Source organism: Vibrio sp. 10N.247.311.13, assembly GCF_041467595.1.
Lineage (GTDB): Bacteria > Pseudomonadota > Gammaproteobacteria > Enterobacterales > Vibrionaceae > Vibrio > Vibrio crassostreae_C.
The window spans coordinates 76,658-96,128 of the sequence record NZ_JBFSUX010000014.1 but is presented as its reverse complement, the minus strand read 5'-3'; the positions used below and the strand labels follow the sequence as shown (position 1 = coordinate 96,128).

Genomic DNA, 19,471 nt, shown 5'->3' with positions numbered 1-19,471 from the left:
TGTTAGGCCTGCCGCCAGCGTTCAATCTGAGCCATGATCAAACTCTTCAATTTAAAGTTTTGATTACCTAAATTAATAGGTGTGACTCAACGAATACTGACTTCAAAACTACTGTGTAATTTTAAAGCTATTACCATTCCAACAGAATGATAATGAATTGACTGTGCCAAGTCCTAAGACTTGATTGGTCACTCTGTTCATTGAAATCAATTTGTTACCGAAGTAACTGCCATTCCTGAGAATGACGTTTTGATATTCATCAACGAGTGCCCACACAGATTGATAGGTTTAAATTGTTAAAGAGCTTTGCTTGTCGAAACTTTCTTTTTACAAAGAAACCCTTGAAAGCGGACGTGAATTCTAGCGATTTAATCTTAAGTGTCAAACACTTTTTAAAATTAATTTCTTTCGAACTTTCCGTCTTACTGATTACCGCTGAAGCCTTATGGCATCTGCCGTGTCAGTGAGGCGGCATTATAGAGATCATCGAAAACATGGCAACCCCTTTTTTGATAAAAATTCAAAAAACTTGCTTAAGTGGCTACTTTTACGTCAAAAGGCTCTTTCGTAGCTCAAAGCTCATACAATAATGGGTGTATTACTTAAAACTTTGCGATTAGATCTTTCGAAAAAGCCTCTATATCTAGCTCAATGCTCCATTTCTCACTCACTTCTAGGATGTTATCTAGCGATTGCTGAACTGTTTTTATCGTCAATGTGTTGTTGTCTAGGTCGTATACCTGTTTTTGCGTGGTGTAATAGAAATAAAGGATGGTCAGCGCGTCTCGGTCGCCTTGCTCAGCTTTGGGTTGAATACGCTTGAGCTTACGATAGATTTGATTATGGATTTGTTTAAGGTTCCATACATAAAGCGCTTCTTTGAAGTAATCATGCCCTTTCACACGGCTCGCGATAAATGCATTCAATGCGACTGATAAGATCACACCTAATACGTTCAAGTGGAAATTACCTGTCGATTCGCCTGCGATTGATTGCCCTGAACCGAATAGCTCGATCAGTATGGTTCCGAATACAATGGCGAACACTGCGAGTGACCCAACCAACGAAACCAACAGCAGGTTCATCTTCTTTCTATATTCTTCTTTATTGATCTTCTGTAACTTCATCGACTACTTCCTTATGTAAGTCACCTAATAATTTGCGCATACTATCTACGTAAACATTGGGTCGCTTCAACCCTTACCATCTTGTAATGTGGTCATTCTCTATTTAATACGCAGAGTTCTTCTGGTTGGCGCTATACGCAACTCTATTTGACTTCATTAATAGAAAAGAGTTACATACCGCCACAATTTTGGTTATTCATCAATTCATGTTGATAAAGCCCGTTTCGCTTTATCACATACTGACAAGGTACATTCCATGCGTTCATTTGTATTACGCGCTCGCGCAGCCCCTACAGAGAGCAAACTTATCTTAGAAGGTGTTGGGCAAGATGCTCATACTGAGATTCTGGCTCATACTCTGATGAACACGATCTTCGTTGCTCAATCTCACCGTGAGAATGTCACCGTACACCTTGTATTAGAAAGTACTAAAGACTTTTCACGTACGATCACTTTCGATTCAAATGAGATCACCAACATTGGTGGCTTTCATGAATCGGCATTGTTATCAGCGGTAGTAAGAGCGGTTGATGCTTCTCAAGGTATGACCAAAGAGCAGACTCGTCAGGTTGAACCAGGAATCGTCGTTCGCACTATGAGCTTTGAAAAACTAGTCAAAGAACTGGCTGAAGACCACCAGCTATACATGATGGATAAGAAAGGTGACTTTATCCGTGATGCAGAGATTGCTGAAAACCCATGTTTCCTTCTTACTGATCACATCCCTATGCCGAAGAAAAGCTACAACAGCTTAAAGCGCTTAGGGACAGAAAAAATCAGCTTAGGCCCGAACATGCTGTTTGCTTCTCAGTGCGTTGTATTGATCAATAATGAGCTGGATATTCGCGGTTTCTAGCCCCCGGACTGATAAGCTAAACAAAAAAGAGCTCAACTAAGTGAGCTCTTTTATTATCTATCTCTTGGTATCGAGGGTGTTATCTCATAATCAAGCCTGATTAACCAAAGATGAAGCTGTATAGGAAGCCTGCACCCATCGCCATGCTTAGGATAACGAATAGGAATGCTGCAATCATTTGGTTCTTGAAGATTGATTTAAGCAGGATAACTTCCGTCAAACTTGCACCTGCACTACCAATGATCAATGCCATTACTGAACCCAACGCCATACCTTTCTGTACTAGAGCTGCACTTAATGGGATTACCGCTTCAGCACGAATGTACAGTGGAATACCAATCACGGCAGCTACTGGAATCGCATACCACATACCTTCACCAGCGTACTGTGCAACTAGGTCTGTAGGAATGAAGCCGTAGATGAATGAACCAATCGCGATACCCATCATTAGGTAAGGGAAAACTTGTTTGAAGTCTTTCCAAGTTGAGAACCAAATTCTCATCCAACGACTAGGTTCTTTCTTCTCTACGATTTCAGCTGTTGCGCTTCCATCCGCTGAACAGCATGAAACCGTTACTTGTGGCTCTTCTTTTTTAGAATCGCAGCAAGATGTCTCTTTCGCCATTACGGGTGCAGGTTCGCCACATGCACTTGTACCACATGAAGATTCTGCTTTAACCGGTGCTGCTTTCTTAGGAGCAGAGTCACCACAGCTAGTGCCACAGCTTGAAGCTGAACCTGTTGATTCATACGCTTCAGGTTTTACGTAACGCTCAAAGCCAAGCTTCTCAAGTGCGTAACCAGCCACTACAGACACCGTCATTGCTACAAGGAAGTAGAACACAGCAACTTGCCAACCGAAGGTAAACACAAACAAACCAATGATCACTGGGTTCAATAGTGGGCTACCAAATAGGAACACCATCATTGGACCGAAACCCGCTCTTGCACGCAGCAATCCTTTTAAGAAAGGAATGGTCGAACATGAACAGAAAGGTGTAATTGCACCCAGTAGTGCTGCTACTACATAACCCTTACCATTACGTGAGCTCAGGATAGATTGAATCTTTTCTGGTGTAAGGAACTCTTGAAGAATCCCAACAATGTAGCTGATCGCTAAGAAAAGGATAATTAGCTCTACTGCTAAGAAAGCGAACATATCAAGTGCGTCTTTCAGCATTTTTAACATTTCATTGCTCATAATTAACTCCAAACTGGATTGAAGGTCGGGCTCTATGAGAAAAGTAACCAACCCTTAATTTCGAATATTCTCGAATTATAGAAATAAACAGCTCCAGAATAAGCATTATTTCGATAAAAATCGAAATGATTTTCGAAAACACAGTTTTTCAATAACTTACACAGACACCGTTTTTAAATTTGAATTCGACATACATTTCGACTAACATCGAAATTAAATCTTGAGGAGTTAATATGAACTTAGAAGTCGTTGCGAAAGCACTTAAAGAGTTGGGGCACCCTATTCGCCTAACCATTTATAAGAGTGTCGTTAAAGCTGGCTACCAAGGCATTGCAGTTGGCGGCCTACAAGAAGAGCTAGGCATTCCCGGTTCTACCTTGTCTCACCACATATCAAGCTTGGCGTCTGCGGGCCTAATCAGCCAAAGACGAGAAGGAAGAACTCTATTCTGCGTGGCGGAGTATGAGTGCCTAGAAGGTGTGATTGATTTCTTACAAGACGAATGTTGCGTAAATGAACAGTGCAACTAATGCACCTTTGAAGATCGAACAAGTCTGGGCCGAGTATCAGCAAGCATTAAAGTCATTCCTGCATTCAAAGGTCAACAACTCTGCGGATGTAGACGACTTGCTCCAAGATATCTTGATTAAGACCTATCAGAAGTTAGATAAGGTACAAGATGCTAGCAGTGTTAAGGCTTGGCTGTTCCAGTTAGCCAACAACACCATTATCGACTTCTACCGTAAGCATGCACGCCAACAACGTGATAGCCAAATTGATGCTGAAGATCTGTGGTTTACCGATTTAGACCACGACTCTGAATTTAAGCAGAAACTTTCATTGTGTATTGAACCTTTTATTCAGGCATTGCCAGAACAAAGTTCATCGCTACTGCTTGCGGTCGACATCAAAGGCCAAAGCCAAAAAGAGATCGCAGAAGCGCAGAACGTCAGCTATTCAACGGTTAAATCCCGCGTGCAAAAAAGCCGTGCTGATCTTAAGAACCTGTTTGAAGAGTGTTGTAACTTGTCCCTTGATCAACAAGGCAATGTGATTGATTGCGAGCTTAAGCCGAACGCCCGCTGCGGCAAGTGTTAATCGTTACATCGAATCCGTTATTTCAATAGAACAAAGCCAGCAATTGATGCTGGCTTTGTTGCTTTCATAATCTGTAAATCAGTTAGCTTAGTGCTTGCGCGAACCACGAACTCAGCTACGCCGCTTCCGCTTTTACGACCGGTTGATAGCGCCCCGGTTTATGGTTCATTGCCAAAATCAAGTTGGTGACGATTGCGCCCAGTACAGACAACAGAACCAATGACACATCAACGATAAACAGTGACAGCACAACAATCGTGCAGTCTAGTGCCATCTGAACCTTACCCGCTCGAATTCCAAAACGTTCTTGTAGGAACAACGCCAGAATGTTAAAGCCACCCAAGCTCATCTTGTGACGGAAGATCACCAGCATGCCGGTACCAATTAATCCGCCGCCAAGTAATGCTGCATACAGTGCATGAATCTCGGCGATCTGAATCACGTGATACAAATGATCCACGGCGAACGAAACAATCGAAACGGCAATAAATGTGTTGATAGTGAAGCGCCACCCCATACGAGCGACCGACAAAATATAGAAAGGTAAGTTAAGTGCGAAAAACACTTGGCCAAAACTCAAGTCTGTCACTTTGGTAATGAAGATCGCCAGACCAGCGGTACCTCCGGTGAGCAAACCGACCTGATTGAAAAAGATAACGCCGAGTGATACCAATGCGCTACCTAAGATCAGCGCCAGTAAGTTTTCGCAAAGGTTATGATCTTTATCCATGTGAATGACTCTCCCTGAATCTTTTAACATCGCGTTTCAGTCAGTTGAAACGATTTACGCCCAAATTTACGATGTTTGACAGATAAGTCGAGTGAACGAGCAATGTTGCTTAGTGATTAGTTTGTATATTAGTTTTTACAGCTTTGTGAAACTTTAAATTAAACAGCTAGTTATAAGCCTTAATTTAGACTTTCATTCTTAATTAGATACTTGTTTCTATTAACTAACGAGCTTCAAGTTTTCTTATTTATTGAGCGCGCTTTATACCAATTCCAATCAAGCGACAATCTATGCATAAAACGCATAGACCACATCACAAATGGTCATTTGATACATACCCGACTCATCACTATGATGCGCGACTTCTTACAACATTGAGCGCATGTCAACACCGTATGTTTTCACAATCTCTTTTTGCCCAACTTGCCAGAATGACGTTATTCCTCGTCATTAGTTTGGTTATTGTGCATCACAGTCAGCCATTGATTGATCTCTTGGCTCAGCATGCCGTAAGCAGTGGTTGCCACCAGCAGTCAGGGCATGATCATTCTGGGCACGAACATCACCATGAGATGACTGACCAACACATGTCAGCGCAAGACCACTCACATCACCACCATTAATTTAAGAGTATTAGAATGAGCATTTTCCGTTTTCCTTTACTGGTATGGCTAGGGATAGGCACACTTATTATCAGTCTAGGGATCAGACAATCATTCGGCATTTTCATGATGCCAATTTCAGAGCATTTCGGCACGGGTCGAGAGTTTTTCAGCTTCTCTATTGCTCTACAAAACTTATTGTTCGGTGTGTTCCAACCTTTTGTTGGTATGGCCGCTGACAAATGGGGAGCAAGACGCATCATTATTGCTGGCGCATGTGCTTACGGTTTGGGTTTACTTCTTGCCTCAATTTCTACCGAATCGAGCATGCTTTACGTTTCGTTAGGCGCACTGGTTGGTCTTGGCTTGAGTGCGACAAGTTACGTGATCGTGCTTGGCGCAGTAGCGAAAGTTGTACCAGCAGAGAACGCGGCTAAGGCGTTTGGCTTAACCACGGCTGCAGGTTCATTTGGTATGTTCGCGGTAATTCCGGGCGCACAATACATGCTGAATGAATTTGACTGGCAGAGTGCGATGCAAGTGTTTGGCGTACTGTGTTGTTTGATGATCTCTTTTGCACTGTTCATGCGTGCGCCCAAAGCGGCATCAAGCAAACAGGCTCAAGCAGAAGACAATCAAACATTAAAAGAAGCGTTGTCTGAAGCGTTCTCTAACAAAAGTTACTGGCTGATTCACGCAGGCTTCTTCGTGTGTGGTTTCCACGTGATGTTTATCGCAACGCACTTACCAAGTTACTTAGCAGACAAGAACTTGCCTGCGAGTAGCGCAGCGATGGCACTGGCTTATGTCGGTATCTTCAACATCTTCGGATCTTACTTCTGGGGTGTAATGGGCGATAAGTTCAGTAAGCGTCATGTAATGTCGGCATTGTACTTAGTGCGTACTGTGGTTATTGGTGCGTTTGTCACTCTGCCAGTCACTGAATCAACCGCAGCAATCTTTGGTGCGGCAATTGGCTTCTGTTGGCTAGGTACGGTTCCACTAACGTCGGGCTTAGTTCGCCAAATCTTTGGTGCTCGTTACCTATCTACTCTATATGGCTTGGTGTTCTTCACTCACCAAGTAGGTAGTTTCTTAGGCGCTTGGGTTGGTGGTCGTATTTACGATTACTACGGATCTTACGAGCCAATTTGGTGGTCGACGGTGGTATTGGCATTTGCAGCAGCGCTTATCCATTTACCAATCAATGACAAGCCGATTGAGCGCATCAAATTGGCAATGGCTTAACATTTAACGCTGACTCCCCCCACCAGCGAAAATCGATAAGCAATCCAATAAGAGAGTGGATATTGAAAGGAGCACATCCTGAGATATTCACTCTCTTTTTTATTGGCCGTTGAAATCGAAATTATAACTAGCGAAACTTGCATAAACCTCACTGAATAATAAGACTATTCCTGCTGTTTTACTTTATAGTATTCGTTCGCTCCTTTAGAACTTATCCGCAGGCTTATGGAATACATAGATCAGACCGCTCTTATCGCGATGGCACTCATTTTTGTCGGCTCGTTTGTGCAAACCGCAATCGGCTTTGGCTTGGCTATTGTGGCTGCCCCGTTGTTGTTTTTGGTCTCGCCTGACTATGTACCCGCGCCTATCTGTCTTGTTGGTCTTTTCATTTCTGTATTCAACGCGTTTAAACACCGAGCAAATATCTCTATTGGCGGATTGAAAATCGCACTATTGGGCCGAATTCCGGGCTCATTGGCTGGCGGGGCTTTGTTGGTAATGGTATCAACAAGCGTTTTGTCACTGTGGTTAGGCTTATTGGTAGTATTTGCCGTGATTGTTAGCTTACTTCCGTTTAGGTTAGAACCGACGCCTGCCAAAATGGGCATCGCGGGGTTCTTCTCAGGCTTCTTCGGTACCAGTTCAGGCATTGGTGGGCCGCCAATGGCACTACTGCTTCAACACCAAGATGCCAATCAGCTTCGTGGTAACCTTTCTACGTTTTTTGTGTTTAGTTCTATCATTTCATTACTGGTACAGATCCCGATTGGCTTCTTCACTGTGCACCATTTGATCATCACAATCCCGTTGCTTCCTGCGGCTTGGTTGGGTTACAAAGTGGCGTTATTGACTACGCAAAGCATTCCTAAAGAAAAGATACGTATCGGCTCTTTGTTGCTATGTTCTATCAGCGGCTTTACTGCCATTTGGCAAGGCTTAGCTGGCTAACTCGAAGCAGAAACATCGATAAAACAACAAACACACAGATCCACCACCAAACTATTGAAAGGGCGTTCTATGACATACGATGAGTTCAATACATTCTGTGAATCACAAACCGCCACCAGCTATGTGATGCAGTGGAATAACTCTCACGTTTGGAAAGTGGGAGGGAAAGTGTTTGCCATTGGAGGTTGGGGGCCGAAAGATGAGCCTGCGTTTATCTTCAAAGCGTCCGACCAGAATTTCGATTTTCTCAAAGAAGAACCGGGCTATAAACCCGCGCCCTACTTTGCTTCGCGTGGCATGAAATGGATTCAGCTTTTTGAGAGCACGTCAGAAAGGGATGAGGAGCTGAAATACTACCTCACAGAATCACACCGAATTGTGTCCTTAGGTTTAACCAAAAAGAAACAAGCAGAACTCGGGCTCAATCAGTAACCAGAATTTCTGCTTGTTAAATATAGATTTATGCACATCTTAAAAACTTAGGCAGCTCTTAAAACCTTAAGACTCTCTTAAAAACTGCGGCAATAAAGGTTCTATCTTTTTCGTTGGAATCAGTGGCACCAATAAATAAATTAACCCCGCAAAGGCGATAGACGCCGCTAAATCTTCAGGTCGATGCATACCAAGCCAAACACGGCTATAGGCGACACCACCAGCCCAAACCAACAAACCGCCGACTAGGTAAAAGCGTTTCGCCTCTAGGAACAATCCGCCAAAGAATGCCAAACACACACCGACGAAGATCATGTGTCCAGACGGGAAAGAGTAGTCCGTTTCACCCAACCAATGACGAGTTCTCCAATCGCTGACCTTATCTTGCACAGATTCAATCGCGGCGTTTTTTTCTACCAAAGGCAGCTCATAAAACAGCTCTGGCATTTCAACTACTTCTTGGGTAACCAAATACTCAGTATATGGGCGTGGACTCTCTGTTGATGATTTGAGAAATGTCTTCGCTGCAAAGCTTAATACCAACAAGACACCGAGCTGCAGACAAAGGCTGACTAACTTTGCTTTTGAGAACTTTAGCGTCAACACCAATAAAGAAAGTACCGCGAGTGTGATTAGGAAGCCCTGATTACCCGCAGAGTAAGTCACAAATGTCATCACAGCACCATAGAAAGGCAGAACTGCACTTCCAAGGTCGAAATGAGATCCAAAGATCAAAAAGGGAACGAGAGAATACAGACTTAGAACGAGCAGTAATAAGCCTTTGGATTTGTTAGAGAACAGAGAAGTCATGGCTAAGATCTTTTAGATAAAGTGGTCGGATGCTATCGCAGCTTAGCATCGTCAATATCAATTTTATGTAAAAACGGTCAGTAAGACGTCATGACGTAACATTATTCGGCTATTGGAGATTATTGCCATTGATTCGGTGAACAATGATTTGATCATCAATAACCTTTGCCATCCACTTATACGCATACCGACAGTAAAACCGACCAAAGACCAGCTGTACCGCACTAAACACAACGGTATTGTGTTCTGCTGATAAAGTGAACACTCACCGGGTTAACAGGCCAAAATCTGAAAAACTTTGCTGTCAGTCCTTTAAATCCACTATTGAAAGGATTACCATCTGGTCTGCTTTCAAAGCAAAACAGATTATTAATTTTTATTCTCAGGGCGGGGCGAAATTCCCCACCGGCGGTATGTCCTTAGCAAAATCTAAAGATAAGCCCGCGAGCGCTCGATTCGTCGAGGTCAGCAGATCTGGTGAGATGCCAGAGCCGACGGTTATAGTCCGGATGAGAGAGAATGGAAACACACTCGTTTAAGTTGGAAAGGCGTACTCATTTATTGGGTTCATGCCTCCAACTCGAAAGGGTGCATTTCGTTTTGGATAAAACCATAATGAGCTAAGGTCGACTTATAATGAGTCGGCTTTGTCGTGCTCGGTTGAGATCCCTCATGCAGCCCTGATTCTGGTGATATTTTAGGAGTTTAACCATGAATCAGTCTTCACTACTTGCCGAATTTGGCGAACCAATCACTCGCGTTGAAAACGCACTGCAAGCCCTACGCGAAGGTCGTGGCGTACTTTTACTTGACGATGAAGATCGCGAGAACGAAGGCGACATCATCTACTCAGTAGAACACCTAACCAATGCTCAAATGGCACTTATGATCCGTGAATGCAGCGGCATCGTGTGCTTGTGTCTAACTGACGAGCAAGCAAACCAACTTGAACTTCCACCTATGGTTGTTGATAACAACAGCGCAAACCAAACTGCGTTTACTGTCACTATCGAAGCAAAAGTTGGCGTAACAACAGGCGTTTCTGCCGCTGACCGTGTAACAACGATCAAAACAGCTGCAAACCCAACAGCTAAGCCTACTGACCTAGCTCGCCCTGGCCACGTATTCCCACTGCGTGCTCGCAAAGGTGGTGTACTTGCTCGCCGCGGTCACACAGAAGGTACTGTGGATCTGATGCAAATGGCTGGTCTTCAATCAGCAGGTGTACTGTGTGAAGTCACCAACCCAAACGGCACAATGGCAAAAGCGCCAGAGATCGTTGCTTTCGGTAAACTGCACAACATGCCAGTACTGACCATTGAAGATATGGTGATGTACCGCAACGAGTTCGACCTTAAGCTTGCATAACGTTTAGCCCTCAATGCTGAACACTTAGCAGTTAAGGTAACTACACTGCGAAATGAACACTGAAAGGCCTCACTCTTACTGCTTTTTATAGTTAAAAGCATATAAGGGGTGAGGCCTTTCTAATTTCTGCAGCTTGAAACAAGCCAGAGGTGGATCGTCAAAGTGTCTCTACTTATCGAAACCTCCCCAACCTAATCGTTAGAAAAGCGTAACCTCTCAAAAAATCCTGCAAAATATGAGAAACATTCACCCGAATGGTGAAGTCATGCACCATGATTGATCATCCATGATTAAAGTAAAAACATAAATCAATGAAATATAACACTTATTTATTTTGGCACGGTGTCTGCACTACCACTAAGTAGGTATACAAATGTTAGGAGTTGAATATGTTTGTAGTTATTTCAGTGGGTTTATCCCTATTAGTACTTGCAGCCCTGTTTCATTTCTCAAGGAAGAGACAAACTGCGTTATCACACAGGTTTGAAACCTTAGTTCTACTTAGAGAGCTATTGTTGTTATCACGTAAACATCGCGCTGCAACGCATTACGCTCTGGCGTATAAATTGTCTAGCGACTCGATTCGTAAAGTGAACGAGATTTACGACAACATACTTGAGGTCTCTGAATTGCTTCAATCTCATGTGTCGTTTGATAGTCGCCCTATGTATCGCATCTATCACCTTAAGCTCATTGCCATGCACAGCGACTGGCAAAACCGCAGCTTGGTGCGTAACCAATCGATTCATGGCAAAACAATTCGCCACAGCATGTTCTTGATGGATGAAGTGATGATCATCTGGCTGATCCAGTCTGAGCGAGAAGACATGAGTAGTGAATACCACATGAATTGGCAACAGATCTTAGACTGCATGGAGATCTTGACCAAGCTGAGAATGTGCATACCTGATATGGAAAAACCTGAAGAGTATGCGAGATTCAAATTCTACGCATCTCAGACACATCGTAAACTCAACCAATTATCGATTATCTGCCCTATCAGCAGTGGGTCACCCATTTGTACACGTGCGATGCATGCACTTACCGAGATCGCATCAAGCACTGAAGCGACCCAACCAGCAGATAGCATGTACGAGTTAACCAGTGATATCTCTACTGTGGTATCGCAAGTCTACGACCAAGTATTATCAGACATTACCAAAAGCTTGTATCAGCCTTTACCTAGCATCAACGATAAGGCGATAAACACCCGATTATCCGTACATCATTACATGTAAAGACTTCGTGAGAGGAGAGCGTGCTGGAACTCTGAATTATTGAGTTCAAATCCGATATCACCATTGATATCGGATTTTTGTATTTATGGGCTTATATATTTATTTGGTTCTATTTTAGGGCGAGACAAGTTATGAGCGATGTAAGCTTAAACGTCTCCAGATTTGATATCGCTAGACCAAGCTTCTGCTGCAAAATCAATGAACTGACGAACAACAGGCAGCTGATAACTGCGAGACAAGTACACCGCCCAAAGCACACTACTCGGTGAAACAAAATCATCCAAAATTCGTTTCAACTTCCCTTCTGCAATCAACGGATTCGCTAAATCACAAGGTAATCGAACAACCCCTTTGCCATGCTGTGCGGCGCGAGCTAACACCCCAACATCGTTGGCCTTAATAGTCCCCGACACTTCAACCGAATAATGTTGGTTATCCTTAACAAAATCCCACTTAGAGACACTCAAATGACGAAAACAATTGTGTTGTCTAAGCGCTTCAACCGTTTCAGGTTGACCGTGTTTGTCTAAGTAGGCTTGCGAGGCACACACCACGGAATCAATGACCATTAGCTTTCGTGCAATCAAGCTATCGTCAGGTTGATCGGTATAACGAAGTGCAATATCGATCCTCTCATCCACCAGCTGAGTAAAGCGGTCTGAGGCAAACAGTTCGACCGTTATATTAGGGTGGCGCTCGGTGAACTGCTCGACCACGTCCAACAACATATGCTGAGTTAACCCGATGGGGGCTGCAATTCGAATGGTTCCAGAAAGATCATCGGTTTGATTGAGTGAAGTAACTTCTAGCTCAGCGGTCTCATGGAGGATCTTCTCACAGCGCTGCAGAGCGATTTCCCCAGCCGCGGTTAAGCTCACCTTTCGAGTCGTCCTATGTAATAGCCTCTGCTTCAGCCACCCTTCTATCTCTTGAACATGACGTGAAACCTGCAACCGACTCATGTCCAAATGCTCAGCTGCTTGGGTGAAGCTGGCACAATTCGCAACTTCGACAAAGCTACGCATTGCCGTCAACCTATCCATCACACTCTCCTTGAACTATATCGCAGCTAATCGAATCTTATTAGATCACTATATAGATACAATCTACATCATTTTACGATATTTATCGCAATCTAGTGAGCTATTAGACTGCAATGGCTGTCGAGAAAACGACTCAATAAATTAGATAATTGGAGAGACATTATGAAAATTGCAGTATTAGGTGCATCAGGTTGGATTGGTAGTCACATCGCTCAAGAAGCTCAATCTCGTGGTCACGAGGTCGTTGCTGTTGTAAGAGATGCAAGCCGCGTGGAAACCAAAGGCATTGAAGTTCGTTCATTTGATTTACAAGATGAAGCCGCAAGTCTAGCAAACGCACTATCCGGCGTTGATGCAGTCATTACTTCGATTGGCGGACGTGCTCTGGGTAATCACGACATCGTAAAAAACACTGCGACTAAATTGCTGGCAACATTACCGAGCATCGGTATCGATCGCCTACTTTGGGTTGGCGGAGCTGGCTCATTAGAAGTAGCGCCAAACGTACCGCTAGTGACTATTCCTGACTTCCCTGCGGATTACAAAAACGAAGCGCTAGCACAGGGCGAAGCTCTTGAAGTGTTCAAGCAATCTAATAGCGAAGTTAACTGGACGTTCGTTAGCCCTGCCGCAGAAATATTCCCGGGCGAGAAACTATCGACCTACCGCACTGGTGGCGATCAACTGCTCACCGACGAAGATGGTAACAGCAAAATTTCAGTCAGCGATTACGCTATTGCGATGATTGATGAGCTCGAAGCTGGCAAGTTCCCGCGCCAACGTATTGGTGTTGCTTACTAATGCTCAAATGTGTATTAGGTAAGCTCAATAGGCACTAGAAAGCAGAAAGCCGCTGACTTTTAGTAAGCGGCTTTCTATTTTACTTGTCGAGATAATCATCATATCAGTGGCAAATGACCTGTTTTCACTAGGATGATCGTCTCTTCTTCCACATAAGGGAAATGCTCGCTCATGTGAGGGCTACGCATCCAAGTATGTTTCGGGTACACGCCATGTTCATCTTTAAAGGTGCCCGACAACACAAAGATCTCTTCTCCACCAAAGTGACGGTGCGGCTGAAAACGTTCGCCAACAGGCCACTTCACTAAAGCGACATGCTCGTGCTCAAACTCATGTAATGGCATGACTTGTAACCCGCCAATACCAGGTAGCCATTCCGTTTCTAGAGTATTGATGCGAACTTGAGTTAAGTCTCTCGCATCAAACTGGTTTAGCTTAACCAAGATCGTACAGCCATTTTTGCTGGATGGGGAATGCGCGCTGCCCGGCGGATTACGGATATAAGTGCCAGCAGGAAAATCACCCGTTTCATCTGAGAACACGCCATCTAATACAAAGATCTCTTCGCCTTGTGGGTGTGGGTGCTCAGAAAACGAAGAGTCAGGATCGTATTTCACCACGCTGGTCGTGTGGCCCGATTCTTTCTCTTCTCTTTCAAGTGGCTTACGCCAAACCCCTTTAGCCGGGCTCGCGACCCAATCTAATGTCTCGGTTTCTATAACCAGTCTCTTTGAAAAGTCCATGTTGAACATAATGGCGACCTTACTCTTGTTATCGTTTTAATTATTATTGTTGTCTTTCTCGTTTCTATTCTACGCGAATACTGATCAAGGAGGCTATCTCGCTGCTATTTTGCCTGCGCGATAGCCACCTAAAATAATCCTGATTAATTACGACCAGCAATCACACCGCCATCAACATCCCAGATTGCGCCCGTTACCCAACCTGCACTGTCTGACAGTAAGAAAGAGATGCCATTAGCGATGTCTTTCGGCAAACCAACTCGACCAATCGGATGGAACGCGTTGAAGCCTTCTAGCGCTTGATCCACTTCTTCAGGTTTGATGAAAGATTCGTAAATCGGCGTTTTAACCACGGCTGGAGACACCGCATTCACACGAATGTTATGCTCAGCCAGTTCCATTGCCATGTGTTGTGTTAATGCATGCAGGCCAGCTTTAGCCATTGAATAGGCAGAAGATGGCGTCGCTTTAATAGCTTGTTTCGCCCACATAGAGCCTACATTTACCACGTTTCCGCCACCGTTTTTGATCATCAACTTGCTAACAGCTTGAGTGATGAAGAAGGTTGCTTTATTCAGCTGCATGTATTGCTCGTAATCAGACTCTTGGTGATCAATAAACGCTTTAGGGTTGAAGTAGCCAGCCGCATTAACAAGGTAACCAATACCTTCTTCGAGCGACTCTAAATGCGCAATAAGGCGAGACACACTAGCATCATCATAAAGGTTAGCTTGCCAGCCAGAAGCGTGACCTAACGATTGCAGCTCTGACACCGCTTTATCTAACTTAGTTGGGTTATTGCCGACCACCAACACATGAATGTTCTGAGCGACTAGCTGCTTCGCTGTTTCAAAGCCCATACCACTTGTGCCACCGATTACGACTGCAATACCATTTTTAGTGAAGTTCATTTTGTTATCTCCTAAGTCATGTGAACGTGGTAATCTTAGGCTTTGAACTAACACTATGAATAGTAAGTACAAATCGGTTAGGTAGGTACTTATTGGTACATCTTTATGAAAAATCAGGAAAACTTTTTTTCAAGAAAATCTGCACCAGAGCGTTCCGCTCGTATGGTAGAAACCATCTACGGCTGTAAATGGTCGCTCACGGTTTACCAATTGCTGGCAAATGGCATTAATCGCCCTGGTGAAATGGTGCGCTCTGTCGAAGGGTTATCGACCAAGGTATTGAATGAATGCTTGAAGCGAAATGTGGAGTTCGGGATTTTGGATAAGCAGATGTTCAACGAACTGCCACCAAGAGTTGAATACCAAGTAACGCCGTTCGGCGAGAAGTTTTTGTTGATTCTAGAGCAGTTGGAAAACCTACAAAACGAAATCGACGAGATGTAAGCCCACGCTAATCCGCTCTATTCCAAATAATGGACAGCACGCATTATTTAGCTGACTGGCATTTGCTCAAAACGACCTTTCACAAAATCAATGAAGGTTCGAATTCGGCTCGGTTGATAGCGGTCTCGATGATAGATCGCTGAAAAGTCCACTTTCGGTACCACCCACTCATCAAACACCTGCTCCAGTTGCCCATCATTGATCTCTTGTAAGCAATAGATGGTTGGAACACGAATAATCCCATTTCCCGACTTAGCGCCCTGCACCAACACTCGGCCATTTTTACATTGCAGTCTACCCGTCACATGAACATCGACTGTTTTCTTGGTGTCATCCAAAGCTTGAAAGCTCCACTTACGCACCGAGCCAGTTAAGCAATCGTGGTGGATGAGATCTTTAGGATGGTTTGGCTTCCCTTTGCGAATGAAATACTCTGGGCTTGCGAGTGTTCCCATCTCAATGTCCAAAAGCTTTCTTGCGATAAAGCCCGCGTCTTCTAAGCTTCCCATGCGAAAAGCTATATCAAAGGCGTCTTCAATCAGATCGACTCGGTTACTACTGAAATCAAGGCTAATACTGATGTCTGGGTAGAGTTGCATAAACTCATTCACTAGATCCGCAATGATCACCTCGCCCAGATAACCGCCGACACAGTTTACTTTTATGTCGCCGCGCACTTCTTCGACATCGTCGACAGCAGCAATCAGCGCTTGGTCTATGTTATCGAGGGCTTGCTCACATCTCGCGTACAGATCTTGCCCTGCGTGCGTCAGCCTTAAGGTTCGAGTGGTACGGATAAACAGAGTCACACCCATCTGCTTTTCTAAACTACTCACTTGGCGTGATACGTGTGAACGAGAGACATCCAACTCCTCTGCCGCTTTGGTGAAATTACCTAAACGAGCGATAAGCACGAAGGATCGAATATCAGACAGGTTAATTTGATTGAGCATAGTCGCCAGCTTACTAATGAAGTGATGAGATAGACGCTTTTATTGTTGCACCACAGCAACAGTGTTTCAAGTAAAGCGCTATATATCAACAATGCTATTTTCCTTAATATACCTCCATCGCAACGAAGCAAGGCAACAAGCACTTGATTCGAATGCACTTAAACAACACGTCGTAGCCAACCGACGCAATAAAAGTACAGAGGAAATAAAATGAAAAAACTAATCGTAATTACAGGTGCAAGCTCTGGTATTGGTGAAGCAATCGCTCGTCGTTTAAGCGATGAAGGTCACCCTCTGCTACTTTTAGCTCGTCGTATTGACCGCCTTGAAGCGCTGAACCTACCAAACTCACTGTCAGTGAAAGTAGACGTAACAGACAAAGCATCATTTGATGCAGCAATCGCACAAGGTGAAGCGAAATTTGGCCCTGTCGATGCACTTATCAACAACGCTGGCGCAATGCTTCTTGGTCAAATTGATACTCAAGACGCACAAGAGTGGAAGACAATGTTCGATGTGAACGTGATTGGTCTTCTAAACGGCATGCAATCTGTACTTACTCCGATGATGGAACGCAACACAGGTACTATCATCAACATCAGCTCTATCGCGGGTAAGAAAACATTCCCAAGCCACGCAGCTTACTGTGGTACTAAATTCGCGGTACACGCTATTTCTGAGAACGTTCGTGAAGAAGTGGCGGCTTCAAATGTTCGTGTTACCACTATCGCACCGGGTGCTGTAGAAACTGAGCTTCTGTCTCACACAACATCTCAAGAGATCAAAGACGGTTACGATTCTTGGAAAGAAGACATGGGTGGCGTATTGGCAGCTGACGATATCGCTCGCGCTGTATCATTCGCTTACCAACAACCACAGAATGTATGTATCCGTGAGATTGCTCTAGCACCAACTAAGCAACAGCCATAGGCCTTTACCATCGCTAATAAATAAGCGATGAACTAAAAAAGCGCCACGACTTAACAAGTCGTGGCGCTTTTGTTTTGATTCAATCTAATTGCTAGTAAGAAGCGTGATTAAAACTCAACGCGGTAAACTGACGTGCTACCACTCACTTCGTTGCCAACCGCAATAAAGTGGTTACCAGAACGAGTGAAATACTTGATTGATTCTGGACCTAAATCACCCGCTTTAGCGTTGTAAGTCTCGTTGTCGCAATCACCGTCTTCATCAACCTTAGTGCACACAGGCTGAGTAAAGTCGCGATTGTTCAAGTAGCTGATGAAACTTGCGTTTTTAGGCTGTGTTACGTCGTAAACCATGATGCCACCTTGGCGCTCAAGTCCAATAAAGGCATAGTGCTTGCCGTTGATCTCCGCCACTTCGATCGCTTCAGGTTCTACGCCTTTATCATCACTACGATCGTCACCGCTTTGGTTGTTATCATTGGTGCTGTTGAAGTTTGCAGGATCTTGCTCAAGTACGATTCGAGCAAAATCATCGCCGCTATCAAACACTAGCTCGCCTGACTCATCCCAGATAGAGAACGAGCGGCTGCCGAATGCTTGAACCTTTTGGTCAGCAGCGAGTGTCCCTTGTGGCTTAATCACTTTAAGACGTGCAAGTTGCTTGTTGTCTTTCAATGCGCCATCTAATGGGTGGTTAGCGTCAATATCTAACTTCTTGCCGCGTACTTCATCGACATAAGCGATACAAAAGTCTTTTTCTGTGGTGTAGTTTTCGGTGCCTTGATAATCGTCACCGTCCCACTCAAAACCTTTCTCATCACACATTTCTTGCGTAGTCTTGATGCCATATTCACGGCCGTCGCCTTCGTTTGCAGTCGCAATGTAGGTGTTACCATCAACACTGTAGCTGGTGATGCTATCTGGCATGTAAAGGCCTTCTAACATTGCGTAGCTTTGTAGATTACCGATGTTTTTGTCTTTGTTTGAAGCGTCTAGCTTAGCGCTGTCCCAAGGCTTTCCGCCTAGTCCAAGAATCGCATCCACTTGTGCACTCGCCACATCAATCGCGGCCAAAGCGTTGTTCTCTTGAAGGGCAACGTAGAGTTTTCCGTTATCAGCAAACGTTAGGTATTCCGGTTCAAGGTCTTGAGCAACGGTTGCATTCGGCGCAGAGATTCGAACCTTGTCAGTCAGTTCTGCATGGCGAGGCTGACCTTGATTAAATGCGTTGAAATCAATTTGAGTGACTGTCGCTTGCAAAGGGCCATTGGTTAAATCCACCAGCGTTACTGAACCTTCAGGATCAATGCTGTAATCCGCATTCGGCTCACCTTCATTTGCAGAGGCAATATAGCGACCATCTTTCGAGAAGCTCACCATGTCCGGTAATGCACCAGCCGTATAAGTAGTGATCAGCTCTAACGTGTCTGAACGATAAAGTGCAATGATGCCGTTTTGTTGTTTGTCGGCATTCTCAATCGCGACCGCAACTAGGCCTTGATGAGTAGACACACTGTTTGCAGCACCGATATCAATACCAGAAGCCGCAGCGGCTGATTGAAGATTAATCGAACCCGAAGATGTTGGTTCGCTAGCCGAGTTCATTGATAACACATCGACTTTCTGCGCTTGAGCGTTCACAACATAAAGCTTATCGGTACATGAATCGTAGCTGACGATTTCGGCTGCTGAGGTATCAAACGGAGCGTCGGTAATAGCACGTCCAACCAGACTGATTCCGGTTACCTCAGCATTGGAAGCGCTTGGCTGCTCGATGGATTGGCATTGAAAGCTAAAAGCATCAAGTGACGTTTGAGATGGGATAGCAGCCGTTGGTGATGTTGACGTTGATTGAGAACAGCCTGCTAGAGCAGAACTTACGGCGATAGGCAGTAATAGTGTCAGCTTATTAAATTTACGATTCATATATCCTCCATAATTTGAATCGCGATCATAGAGGGCTGTTATGACAGTTATCTTTCTCTT

At 44.3% G+C, this 19,471-nt stretch carries 21 protein-coding genes and 1 riboswitch; of the genes, 11 read left to right on the top strand and 10 right to left on the bottom strand.

Annotated elements, in window-relative coordinates:
• Positions 1 to 602 precede the first annotated feature (602 nt).
• Positions 603 to 1,127: a DUF3087 family protein gene (locus tag AB6E52_RS08680; protein WP_065584102.1), complete on the bottom strand. Its 525-nt coding sequence runs from the start codon at positions 1,125 to 1,127 to the stop codon at positions 603 to 605.
• A 256-nt stretch (positions 1,128 to 1,383) separates the two neighbouring features.
• On the opposite strand from AB6E52_RS08680, the gene trmY reads away from it, so the two are divergent.
• Complete coding sequence (trmY, locus tag AB6E52_RS08675) at positions 1,384 to 1,983, top strand: tRNA (pseudouridine(54)-N(1))-methyltransferase TrmY (RefSeq protein WP_017061702.1); 600 nt, start codon at positions 1,384 to 1,386, stop codon at positions 1,981 to 1,983.
• Positions 1,984 to 2,083: 100 nt separating this feature from the next.
• On the opposite strand, the gene AB6E52_RS08670 is transcribed toward trmY, so the two are convergent.
• Positions 2,084 to 3,184, bottom strand: coding sequence for a permease (locus tag AB6E52_RS08670; protein ID WP_102320911.1), 1,101 nt, complete (start codon positions 3,182 to 3,184; stop codon positions 2,084 to 2,086).
• A gap of 233 nt (positions 3,185 to 3,417) precedes the next feature.
• Here AB6E52_RS08670 and AB6E52_RS08665 point away from each other — a divergent pair, with 233 nt between their 5' ends.
• The gene (locus AB6E52_RS08665; RefSeq protein WP_004733042.1) at positions 3,418 to 3,714 is read left to right on the top strand and encodes a helix-turn-helix transcriptional regulator; all 297 of its coding nucleotides are present in this window, start codon (positions 3,418 to 3,420) and stop codon (positions 3,712 to 3,714) included.
• Positions 3,698 to 4,282 carry an RNA polymerase sigma factor SigZ gene (gene sigZ / locus AB6E52_RS08660; RefSeq protein ID WP_102320910.1) on the top strand — a complete coding sequence of 195 codons (585 nt, stop codon included), beginning with the start codon at positions 3,698 to 3,700 and terminating at the stop codon, positions 4,280 to 4,282. Before AB6E52_RS08665 ends, sigZ begins: the two co-directional genes overlap by 17 nt.
• Positions 4,283 to 4,397: 115 nt before the next feature.
• Here the strand turns inward: sigZ and AB6E52_RS08655 are convergent, their stop codons facing one another.
• Both AB6E52_RS08655 and AB6E52_RS08650 read right to left on the bottom strand, forming a co-directional pair.
• The gene (locus tag AB6E52_RS08655; RefSeq protein WP_102320909.1) at positions 4,398 to 5,012 is read right to left on the bottom strand and encodes a YitT family protein; all 615 of its coding nucleotides are present in this window, start codon (positions 5,010 to 5,012) and stop codon (positions 4,398 to 4,400) included.
• 459 nt (positions 5,013 to 5,471) lie between these two features.
• Positions 5,472 to 5,621: a hypothetical protein gene (locus AB6E52_RS08650; RefSeq protein WP_017061698.1), complete on the bottom strand. Its 150-nt coding sequence runs from the start codon at positions 5,619 to 5,621 to the stop codon at positions 5,472 to 5,474.
• A gap of 29 nt (positions 5,622 to 5,650) precedes the next feature.
• Between AB6E52_RS08650 and AB6E52_RS08645 the strand changes: the two genes are divergently transcribed.
• The 3 genes from AB6E52_RS08645 to AB6E52_RS08635 all read left to right on the top strand — a co-directional run bounded on the left by AB6E52_RS08645 (position 5,651) and on the right by AB6E52_RS08635 (position 8,245).
• Positions 5,651 to 6,862: an MFS transporter gene (locus AB6E52_RS08645; protein ID WP_102320908.1), complete on the top strand. Its 1,212-nt coding sequence runs from the start codon at positions 5,651 to 5,653 to the stop codon at positions 6,860 to 6,862.
• A gap of 225 nt (positions 6,863 to 7,087) precedes the next feature.
• Complete coding sequence (locus tag AB6E52_RS08640) at positions 7,088 to 7,813, top strand: sulfite exporter TauE/SafE family protein (RefSeq protein ID WP_198594328.1); 726 nt, start codon at positions 7,088 to 7,090, stop codon at positions 7,811 to 7,813.
• 69 nt (positions 7,814 to 7,882) lie between these two features.
• Complete coding sequence (locus AB6E52_RS08635; RefSeq protein ID WP_048659032.1) at positions 7,883 to 8,245, top strand: MmcQ/YjbR family DNA-binding protein; 363 nt, start codon at positions 7,883 to 7,885, stop codon at positions 8,243 to 8,245.
• 66 nt (positions 8,246 to 8,311) lie between these two features.
• Here the strand turns inward: AB6E52_RS08635 and AB6E52_RS08630 are convergent, their stop codons facing one another.
• Entirely contained in the window at positions 8,312 to 9,055 is a 744-nt protein-coding gene (locus AB6E52_RS08630; protein ID WP_057623826.1) for a phosphatase PAP2 family protein, read from the bottom strand.
• Positions 9,056 to 9,429: 374 nt separating this feature from the next.
• Positions 9,430 to 9,580, top strand: a riboswitch (FMN riboswitch).
• Positions 9,581 to 9,766: 186 nt separating this feature from the next.
• On the opposite strand from AB6E52_RS08630, the gene ribB reads away from it, so the two are divergent.
• Together ribB and AB6E52_RS08620 are read left to right on the top strand one after the other, a co-directional pair.
• Entirely contained in the window at positions 9,767 to 10,423 is a 657-nt protein-coding gene (ribB, locus tag AB6E52_RS08625) for a 3,4-dihydroxy-2-butanone-4-phosphate synthase (protein ID WP_102320907.1), read from the top strand.
• Positions 10,424 to 10,812: 389 nt separating this feature from the next.
• Positions 10,813 to 11,661, top strand: coding sequence for a hypothetical protein (locus tag AB6E52_RS08620; RefSeq protein ID WP_055319058.1), 849 nt, complete (start codon positions 10,813 to 10,815; stop codon positions 11,659 to 11,661).
• Positions 11,662 to 11,807: 146 nt separating this feature from the next.
• Here AB6E52_RS08620 and AB6E52_RS08615 read toward each other — a convergent pair whose 3' ends face one another.
• Positions 11,808 to 12,704, bottom strand: coding sequence for a LysR family transcriptional regulator (locus AB6E52_RS08615; RefSeq protein WP_102320906.1), 897 nt, complete (start codon positions 12,702 to 12,704; stop codon positions 11,808 to 11,810).
• A gap of 162 nt (positions 12,705 to 12,866) precedes the next feature.
• On the opposite strand from AB6E52_RS08615, the gene AB6E52_RS08610 reads away from it, so the two are divergent.
• Positions 12,867 to 13,505 carry an NAD(P)-dependent oxidoreductase gene (locus tag AB6E52_RS08610; RefSeq protein ID WP_102320905.1) on the top strand — a complete coding sequence of 213 codons (639 nt, stop codon included), beginning with the start codon at positions 12,867 to 12,869 and terminating at the stop codon, positions 13,503 to 13,505.
• A 98-nt stretch (positions 13,506 to 13,603) separates the two neighbouring features.
• Here the strand turns inward: AB6E52_RS08610 and AB6E52_RS08605 are convergent, their stop codons facing one another.
• Positions 13,604 to 14,257 carry a cupin domain-containing protein gene (locus AB6E52_RS08605; RefSeq protein WP_102320904.1) on the bottom strand — a complete coding sequence of 218 codons (654 nt, stop codon included), beginning with the start codon at positions 14,255 to 14,257 and terminating at the stop codon, positions 13,604 to 13,606.
• Between the two features lie 134 nt (positions 14,258 to 14,391).
• Complete coding sequence (locus AB6E52_RS08600) at positions 14,392 to 15,159, bottom strand: SDR family NAD(P)-dependent oxidoreductase (protein WP_102320903.1); 768 nt, start codon at positions 15,157 to 15,159, stop codon at positions 14,392 to 14,394.
• A gap of 105 nt (positions 15,160 to 15,264) precedes the next feature.
• Here AB6E52_RS08600 and AB6E52_RS08595 point away from each other — a divergent pair, with 105 nt between their 5' ends.
• Positions 15,265 to 15,603 (top strand): helix-turn-helix domain-containing protein, encoded by a 339-nt coding sequence (locus AB6E52_RS08595; protein WP_017103534.1) that lies wholly within the window; start codon positions 15,265 to 15,267, stop codon positions 15,601 to 15,603.
• A 47-nt stretch (positions 15,604 to 15,650) separates the two neighbouring features.
• Here the strand turns inward: AB6E52_RS08595 and AB6E52_RS08590 are convergent, their stop codons facing one another.
• Positions 15,651 to 16,556 carry a LysR family transcriptional regulator gene (locus AB6E52_RS08590; protein WP_102320902.1) on the bottom strand — a complete coding sequence of 302 codons (906 nt, stop codon included), beginning with the start codon at positions 16,554 to 16,556 and terminating at the stop codon, positions 15,651 to 15,653.
• Between the two features lie 210 nt (positions 16,557 to 16,766).
• Between AB6E52_RS08590 and AB6E52_RS08585 the strand changes: the two genes are divergently transcribed.
• Positions 16,767 to 17,486: an SDR family oxidoreductase gene (locus AB6E52_RS08585; RefSeq protein ID WP_102320901.1), complete on the top strand. Its 720-nt coding sequence runs from the start codon at positions 16,767 to 16,769 to the stop codon at positions 17,484 to 17,486.
• Positions 17,487 to 17,593: 107 nt separating this feature from the next.
• Here the strand turns inward: AB6E52_RS08585 and AB6E52_RS08580 are convergent, their stop codons facing one another.
• Positions 17,594 to 19,411, bottom strand: a complete 1,818-nt coding sequence (locus tag AB6E52_RS08580; protein WP_102320900.1) for a choice-of-anchor I family protein — start codon at positions 19,409 to 19,411, stop codon at positions 17,594 to 17,596.
• Between the last annotated feature and the right edge of the window lie 60 nt (positions 19,412 to 19,471).

What these genes read in the sequence shown, in the direction of transcription:
- AB6E52_RS08680 (WP_065584102.1), bottom strand. Translation starts at nt 1,127, where the DNA reads ATGAAGTTACAGAAGATCAATAAAGAAGAATATAGAAAGAAGATGAAC.
- trmY (WP_017061702.1), top strand. Translation starts at nt 1,384, where the DNA reads ATGCGTTCATTTGTATTACGCGCTCGCGCAGCCCCTACAGAGAGCAAA.
- AB6E52_RS08670 (WP_102320911.1), bottom strand. Translation starts at nt 3,184, where the DNA reads ATGAGCAATGAAATGTTAAAAATGCTGAAAGACGCACTTGATATGTTC.
- AB6E52_RS08665 (WP_004733042.1), top strand. Translation starts at nt 3,418, where the DNA reads ATGAACTTAGAAGTCGTTGCGAAAGCACTTAAAGAGTTGGGGCACCCT.
- sigZ (WP_102320910.1), top strand. Translation starts at nt 3,698, where the DNA reads ATGAACAGTGCAACTAATGCACCTTTGAAGATCGAACAAGTCTGGGCC.
- AB6E52_RS08655 (WP_102320909.1), bottom strand. Translation starts at nt 5,012, where the DNA reads ATGGATAAAGATCATAACCTTTGCGAAAACTTACTGGCGCTGATCTTA.
- AB6E52_RS08645 (WP_102320908.1), top strand. Translation starts at nt 5,651, where the DNA reads ATGAGCATTTTCCGTTTTCCTTTACTGGTATGGCTAGGGATAGGCACA.
- AB6E52_RS08640 (WP_198594328.1), top strand. Translation starts at nt 7,088, where the DNA reads ATGGAATACATAGATCAGACCGCTCTTATCGCGATGGCACTCATTTTT.
- AB6E52_RS08635 (WP_048659032.1), top strand. Translation starts at nt 7,883, where the DNA reads ATGACATACGATGAGTTCAATACATTCTGTGAATCACAAACCGCCACC.
- AB6E52_RS08630 (WP_057623826.1), bottom strand. Translation starts at nt 9,055, where the DNA reads ATGACTTCTCTGTTCTCTAACAAATCCAAAGGCTTATTACTGCTCGTT.
- ribB (WP_102320907.1), top strand. Translation starts at nt 9,767, where the DNA reads ATGAATCAGTCTTCACTACTTGCCGAATTTGGCGAACCAATCACTCGC.
- AB6E52_RS08620 (WP_055319058.1), top strand. Translation starts at nt 10,813, where the DNA reads ATGTTTGTAGTTATTTCAGTGGGTTTATCCCTATTAGTACTTGCAGCC.
- AB6E52_RS08615 (WP_102320906.1), bottom strand. Translation starts at nt 12,704, where the DNA reads ATGGATAGGTTGACGGCAATGCGTAGCTTTGTCGAAGTTGCGAATTGT.
- AB6E52_RS08610 (WP_102320905.1), top strand. Translation starts at nt 12,867, where the DNA reads ATGAAAATTGCAGTATTAGGTGCATCAGGTTGGATTGGTAGTCACATC.
- AB6E52_RS08605 (WP_102320904.1), bottom strand. Translation starts at nt 14,257, where the DNA reads ATGTTCAACATGGACTTTTCAAAGAGACTGGTTATAGAAACCGAGACA.
- AB6E52_RS08600 (WP_102320903.1), bottom strand. Translation starts at nt 15,159, where the DNA reads ATGAACTTCACTAAAAATGGTATTGCAGTCGTAATCGGTGGCACAAGT.
- AB6E52_RS08595 (WP_017103534.1), top strand. Translation starts at nt 15,265, where the DNA reads ATGAAAAATCAGGAAAACTTTTTTTCAAGAAAATCTGCACCAGAGCGT.
- AB6E52_RS08590 (WP_102320902.1), bottom strand. Translation starts at nt 16,556, where the DNA reads ATGCTCAATCAAATTAACCTGTCTGATATTCGATCCTTCGTGCTTATC.
- AB6E52_RS08585 (WP_102320901.1), top strand. Translation starts at nt 16,767, where the DNA reads ATGAAAAAACTAATCGTAATTACAGGTGCAAGCTCTGGTATTGGTGAA.
- AB6E52_RS08580 (WP_102320900.1), bottom strand. Translation starts at nt 19,411, where the DNA reads ATGAATCGTAAATTTAATAAGCTGACACTATTACTGCCTATCGCCGTA.